Consider the following 5,602-nt stretch of genomic DNA (forward strand, 5'->3'; position numbering starts at 1 on the left):
GAAGCGGCCTATAACAAGGCGCTGAAAGCGGCCGGGATTGACCCCTCTACCCTGAAGGGCGGCTCGGCCATCGTCGCGACGAGCGCCTCAGCGCCCGCGCCGGCCGAGCCAACCGCTCCCGTCGCGCCGGCCGCGGCCCCGGCTCCCGCCACACCCCCCGTTCCTGCCGACGCTTCGACCGTGCCGGCCAGCGCCCCGGCTGCTTCGGCGGCCATGGCCGCCGGCATTGAGCCGCCCGCGCTGATCGAGATCACCGACAGTATGTCGCCGGAGCAGATCCGGCGTGCTCGCGTCGACAACGCCAAGGCGATGGCAGCCTATAACAAGGCGCTCAAGGCCGCCGGCATCGATCCGGCAACGGTGAAGTAGCCTCTCATCAGATAACGAAGAAATGGCTACGGATTAGGACGGGCCAAACGGATGATAGTCCGTGTATCGCCCATTCTGATCCGTAGCCATTTTCCTTTGCCCACGTTACCCACGTATGCGTAGAGTCATCGGGATCACTCTGGGCCTGATCCTTCTGGTGGTCGTCATCGGGCTGCTGGCGCGGGTCAGCGGACTGTGGGGCGGCCCGGATGGCCCAACCGCCCGCCGCTTTCTCCAATGGGCGCGCGGCGATGAAGCCCAGCGCCAGGCGCTCGTCACCGTGCAGCGCGCGCGGTGTGAGGGCGCTCCGTTCATTCTCCCGGCCGACGGCTTCATCGGCCTGCTCTATAACGACCCCAACGGGCCTTACTCCAGCGCCTCTCCCCACCAGGGGATCGACATCTTCAGCAACGCCGAGCCGGGCCTGACACCTGTCTATGCCGCCTACGACGGCTATGTTACACGGGAAGTTGAATGGCGAAGCACGCTCATTCAGCGCGTTCCCGAGGACCCGCTGAATCCGGGGGCTCAGATCTGGCTCTATTACACCCATATGGCCGATGAAGCGGGCAACGACTTCATCCTCGATAGTTTTCCGCCGGGCACGCAGGAGCTATTTGTGCCACAGGGGACGCTATTGGGCTATACCGGAAACTACAATGGCGATTCGCTGCGCGACGTGTGGGTGCATCTGCACTTTTCGATCGTGAAAGACGACGGCGGTGGACGGTATACCAACGAACTGGAGTTCGCCAATACGCTTGATCCGTCGCCATACCTGGGTTTGCCCGTAAACTACACCTGTCGAGCCGAGGTAATGCAGTGCGGCGTCGATCTGTGTGCTGCTCAATAGCGCGCTAGACGTGCCCTAGTCCCTCTCTGCGCGTCCGGGCTTCTGAGAGTTCCCCCTCTCAGAGGTCGAGATGTACCCATATCTATATCCTCTCTCTGTACCAGCTAACCATCGTTCGCGCCTCAAGAACCCTTACACTACGTCTAGCACATTGGCCCAGTGAGAACAAATCGTGGCGTCCACCAGGGAGGTGAGTCGCCATAGAAAAGGCCGAGCGCCTATTTGCTCGACACCACTGGATACGAGAGGAGTAATTACGATGACAGAACGGGTTTCCCAAACCGTGATTGTGAAGAGCGACGTGAGCACCGCTTACAATGTATGGTCCAATTTCGAAACCTTCCCGTACTTCATGAAGTATGTCGAGAAGGTGGAGAAGATCGGCCCCCAGAAGAGCTACTGGGAGGTCAAAGGCCCATTGGGCACGACCGTGCAGTGGACGGCCGAGACGACCCGGCTCGATGTCAATACGCGCATCGGCTGGAATACCAAGGACAATGCTGGCACGATGACGACCAGCGGCGAAGTGGTTTTTACTGAACTGCCCGACAACCAGACGCAGATTACCGTGACGATGAACTACACCCCGCCCGGCGGTAAGTTGGGCGAGGTCGTAGCGCAACTGTTCGCCGACCCCGACAAGCGCCTTGAAGAAGACCTGCGCAACTTCAAGGCTTATGTGGAGAACGGCCGGTAATGAGCGCCCGCGGGCAACACAAACGCCCCGCGGCCAGTACAGACACATAACACCAAGGAGTGTGATGATGAACATGCAAACGAATGATCCGATGAACAAGACCAAGACCGAAACCGCTGTCGATAAGGCCCAGGAAGCGGCCGGCCAGGCTCAGCGCAAGGTCAGCGAGACGGCTGAGGCGGCCAAGGAACAGGCCAAGCGCACTGTCGCTCAGGTGAGCGATCAGGCGAAGACAACTGTCGATAGCCGGCTGGGCGACGTGGCCCAGGAGTTGGGTTCGGTCGCGGAAGCCGTGCGTTCCACCACCACTGAGTTGGAGGGGCAAGATCAGCAGATGATCGCCCAGTACGGTAACCGCATTGCCGACCAGATCGACCAGGTATCGTCCTACCTGAACAACCACGGAGTCGAAGATATGCTGGCCGACGCCGAGAATCTGGCCCGCCGTCAGCCGGCGCTCTTCCTGGGCGGCGCGTTTATGCTGGGTCTGGTGGTGGGGCGCTTCTTGCGCAGTTCCGGCCCCGGCGGCTATCGCAGCTACTCGGGTGGCGGTTTTGACGGCGGCTCCGGCTATGGCTCCGGTTACAATGAGACGAGCTATTCGGGTGGTACGGGCGCCAGCTATCAGGGCGGCGCGCAGACGCGGCGCTATGAGCGCCAGAGCGGTTCCACCTCCGGCTCTGGTCGCCCGGCAGTCGAGTATGGCGCCGAGACCGGCGCCCGCGAGTCCCATTACCAGCAAGGCCCGTCGGTCTACCATACCTCCAACCAGAAGGAGTTCGGCGAGAACCCGACGGCTTACCCGACTGGTCTGGCGGAAGAGGGCGAGTAAGAGGCAGTCGCCGGAGGCGCTGGCCTGCACAATCCCGCTGGCGCGGGAGAGAGGAAGTGATGGACTATCAGACGTATTCACAGGATCAAACGAGTTTGGGCGAGCTGTTCTCGCGGCTGTCAACCCAGGCCAGCACGCTGATCCGCCAGGAAATCCAGTTGGCTCAGGCCGAGATGACCCGCAAGGCGAGTAAGGCAGGCCGAAACGCCGCCCTGATCGCCATCGGCGCCGTTATTGGGCTGGGGGCGTATCTGGCCCTGGTGGCCGCGCTCATTCTGGCGCTGGCCCAGGTCATGGATGCCTGGCTGGCAGCCCTGATTGTTGGCGTGGTTCTGGCTATTGCTGCGGCCATTGCCGTGCAATATGGCGTGACCAAGCTCAAGGAAATCGATCCGGCGCCGCGCCGGACTATTGAGACGATGAGGGAAAACAAAGAATGGCTGACCGAACAGATTTGACACTCCCGAATGACCCCTACGCCATCGTGCCCTCGGAGTCGAACAATGATCCCGATCACATTCGGCGTCAGATCGACTATACCCGGGCCCAGATGACGACGACGATCAACGAGATCGGCGAGCGATTGTCACCGGATAACCTGATCGAACAAGCGAAGTCTTCCGTGAGGGAGGCTACCGTAGGAAGGATAAAGGATATGAGCTACCAAGCGAACCGTAAAGTGGAAGGTGTGTCGGCCGGACTGGGCCAGACTGTACGGGACAACCCGCTACCCGTGGCCCTCATCGGCCTGGGGTTGGGCTGGCTGTTGCTGGCCGACCGTGGCAAGCGCGGCGATATGCGCATGAGCGAGTACCCTTATCGCACCGCCGGTTACCGTTACTACGAAGGCGATTACAACGGTGGCCGGGACGAAGGGCAAATGCTCGACGAGGCCCGGCGGCGCGCCGGCCGCGCGGTCGATACTGTTCAGGATAGGGCGTCCGAACTGGGTGAGCGTATTAGCGACACGACCCACCGTGTGGGCGAGACCGTCGGCGACCGCGCCGCCGAGTGGGGCGAGCGTATTAGCGACACGACCCACCGTGTGGGCGAGACTGTCAGCGACCGCGCCGGCCTGGTTCAGGAACGCGCCGCTCAATTGGGCAGCCGCATTAGCGACACCACGCAGCGCGTGGGCGAGACCGTCAGCGAGCGCGCCGAGATGGTTCAGGGCCGTGTTTCTGACGCCGCCACGCGCACCCGCAGCGAGGCCGAGCGGCTGAGCAACGAGGCCCGCTGGCGCGCGCAGGCCGGCATCGAGCAGACCCGCCAGACCTTCTGGCAGACCATGGAGCAGAATCCGTTGGCTCTGGGCGCGGTGGTGCTGATCGCCGGCGCGGCCATCGGCGCGGCCATCCCCAGCACCGAGTACGAGAACCGGTTGATGGGCGAGCAGCGCGACCGCCTGATGGACCAGGCCAAGACGCGCGCCCAGGATGTGGTGGGGCGCGTGCAGACAGTGGTCGAGGAGACGCAGCAGGCGGTCATGACCGAAGCCCGCAGCGCTGCCGAGCGCGCCAATCTGCCCATCGGCGATACGACCGGCACGGGCGGTTAGCCGCGATCTGAAGCTCGTTGTAGTATTAAGCCAGACGCTTGGCTGCCTACTACTGCATCTATGAGACAGGGACGCCCACGTTTGTGGCGTCCCTGTCTTGGTATCTACAGGTAGCATACATTTATACAGCTGGCGGAAGGAGCATTGGCGCCATGCAGAGAGCAAGCAAGACAATGCGATTGGTTATGGATTGGCGGGCGGCGGTGATTGCTGGTCTGTTGGCCGGCGGGCTGACCCTGTTATTACGAATGATCCTGTGGTCGACCGTGACGGGGGGGAGTCCCTGGACGCCGTTCCACCACTCAGCGGCTATTCTGTTGGGCCAGGAAGTCTTTACGCCGACCTCGCCACCCGAGTTCGGCATCTTGGCCGTGGGCATGCTGGTTCACATGGGGCTGTCCCTGTTCTATACCATCGTTTTGGCTTTCATCATTCATCGCTGGGGATTGGTGGTCGGCATCGTGGGCGGCGCGCTATTTGGGTTGGCCGTCTACGTCATCAACTACTACTCCCTGACGCTGTTCTACCCGTGGTACTCGCCCCTGCGCAGTTGGCTGGTGCTGGCGTTCCACGTTTTCTTTGGGGCGACGGCGGGCGGCCTCTATGAGGGACTGGAGCGCGACATTTACGTGCTCGACGAGCCGCCAGCTGCTGCACCGCCGGTCGCCTGACACGGAATCAGGTCGATAATCATAGGAGTACACGACCATGCGGAGACGTAGTTATGGCGGTGGGCGGCTTCTGGTGGGCTTGCTCATCGCCGCCTTTGCCCTCTTCTCTTACTTCCGGTCGAAGGAGTTCAACCCCATCACCCAGGAAGACCAGTACGTCGGCATCACGCCGGAGCAGGAGATCGCCCTCGGCTTGCAGGCCGCGCCGGAGATGGCCGCCGAGTTCGGCGGCGAACACCCGGATACCCAGGCCCAGGCTTTCCTGGACGAAATCTGTAGCCGGCTGATTAACCAGAGCGACGCCGGCCAGGCTGAGTGGCCGTACGAGTGCACGCTCCTGGTTGACGAGACGACCGTCAATGCCTTCGCCCTGCCCGGCGGCCAGGTGTTCGTTACGGTGGGCCTTTACAACTTGCTACAGACGGAGGGTCAGTTGGCCGGCGTGCTGGCCCACGAGATCGGCCACGCCGTGGCCCGCCACTCAGCGCAGCAGATCGCCCGCCAGCAGTTGACCCAGGGGTTGACCGGCGCGGTGATTATCGCCTCCTACGACCCGCAGAACCCCAACAGCGCCGCCACGGGCCAAATGGCGGCTGTCATCGGCCAGCTGCTAACCATGCGC

8 protein-coding genes and 1 pseudogene are annotated in these 5,602 nt (G+C 62.4%); all 9 read left to right on the forward strand.

Annotation, left to right across the window (positions count from 1 at the left end; translation table 11 throughout):
* A partial coding sequence (locus ACE3UY_RS06625) for a hypothetical protein (RefSeq protein WP_374686759.1) occupies positions 1-369 on the forward strand: 369 nt, incomplete at its 5' end.
* Between the two features lie 115 nt (positions 370-484).
* The gene (locus ACE3UY_RS06630) at positions 485-1,222 is read left to right on the forward strand and encodes a M23 family metallopeptidase (RefSeq protein ID WP_374686760.1); all 738 of its coding nucleotides are present in this window, start codon (positions 485-487) and stop codon (positions 1,220-1,222) included.
* 259 nt (positions 1,223-1,481) lie between these two features.
* Complete coding sequence (locus tag ACE3UY_RS06635) at positions 1,482-1,919, forward strand: SRPBCC family protein (protein ID WP_374686761.1); 438 nt, start codon at positions 1,482-1,484, stop codon at positions 1,917-1,919.
* Positions 1,920-1,992: 73 nt separating this feature from the next.
* A complete protein-coding gene (locus ACE3UY_RS06640) occupies positions 1,993-2,751 on the forward strand; it encodes a hypothetical protein (protein WP_374686762.1) in 759 nt (252 codons plus the stop codon).
* Between the two features lie 59 nt (positions 2,752-2,810).
* The gene (locus ACE3UY_RS06645; RefSeq protein WP_374686763.1) at positions 2,811-3,209 is read left to right on the forward strand and encodes a phage holin family protein; all 399 of its coding nucleotides are present in this window, start codon (positions 2,811-2,813) and stop codon (positions 3,207-3,209) included.
* Positions 3,188-3,373: pseudogene (locus ACE3UY_RS06650) on the forward strand (DUF3618 domain-containing protein); the annotation flags it as partial. The gene ACE3UY_RS06645 and the pseudogene ACE3UY_RS06650, both read left to right, overlap by 22 nt.
* A 33-nt stretch (positions 3,374-3,406) precedes the next feature.
* Positions 3,407-4,309 (forward strand): hypothetical protein, encoded by a 903-nt coding sequence (locus tag ACE3UY_RS06655; RefSeq protein ID WP_374686766.1) that lies wholly within the window; start codon positions 3,407-3,409, stop codon positions 4,307-4,309.
* Between the two features lie 152 nt (positions 4,310-4,461).
* Entirely contained in the window at positions 4,462-4,980 is a 519-nt protein-coding gene (locus tag ACE3UY_RS06660; RefSeq protein WP_374686764.1) for a hypothetical protein, read from the forward strand.
* A 37-nt stretch (positions 4,981-5,017) separates the two neighbouring features.
* Positions 5,018-5,602, forward strand: a 585-nt coding sequence (locus ACE3UY_RS06665; RefSeq protein ID WP_374686765.1) for a M48 family metalloprotease, incomplete at its 3' end; no start/stop codon positions are given.

The organism is Promineifilum sp. (SeqCode) (assembly GCF_041918635.1).
In the GTDB taxonomy this organism is placed as follows: domain Bacteria; phylum Chloroflexota; class Anaerolineae; order Promineifilales; family Promineifilaceae; genus Promineifilum.

What these genes read in the sequence shown, in the direction of transcription:
- ACE3UY_RS06630 (WP_374686760.1), top strand. Translation starts at nt 485, where the DNA reads ATGCGTAGAGTCATCGGGATCACTCTGGGCCTGATCCTTCTGGTGGTC.
- ACE3UY_RS06635 (WP_374686761.1), top strand. Translation starts at nt 1,482, where the DNA reads ATGACAGAACGGGTTTCCCAAACCGTGATTGTGAAGAGCGACGTGAGC.
- ACE3UY_RS06640 (WP_374686762.1), top strand. Translation starts at nt 1,993, where the DNA reads ATGCAAACGAATGATCCGATGAACAAGACCAAGACCGAAACCGCTGTC.
- ACE3UY_RS06645 (WP_374686763.1), top strand. Translation starts at nt 2,811, where the DNA reads ATGGACTATCAGACGTATTCACAGGATCAAACGAGTTTGGGCGAGCTG.
- ACE3UY_RS06655 (WP_374686766.1), top strand. Translation starts at nt 3,407, where the DNA reads ATGAGCTACCAAGCGAACCGTAAAGTGGAAGGTGTGTCGGCCGGACTG.
- ACE3UY_RS06660 (WP_374686764.1), top strand. Translation starts at nt 4,462, where the DNA reads ATGCAGAGAGCAAGCAAGACAATGCGATTGGTTATGGATTGGCGGGCG.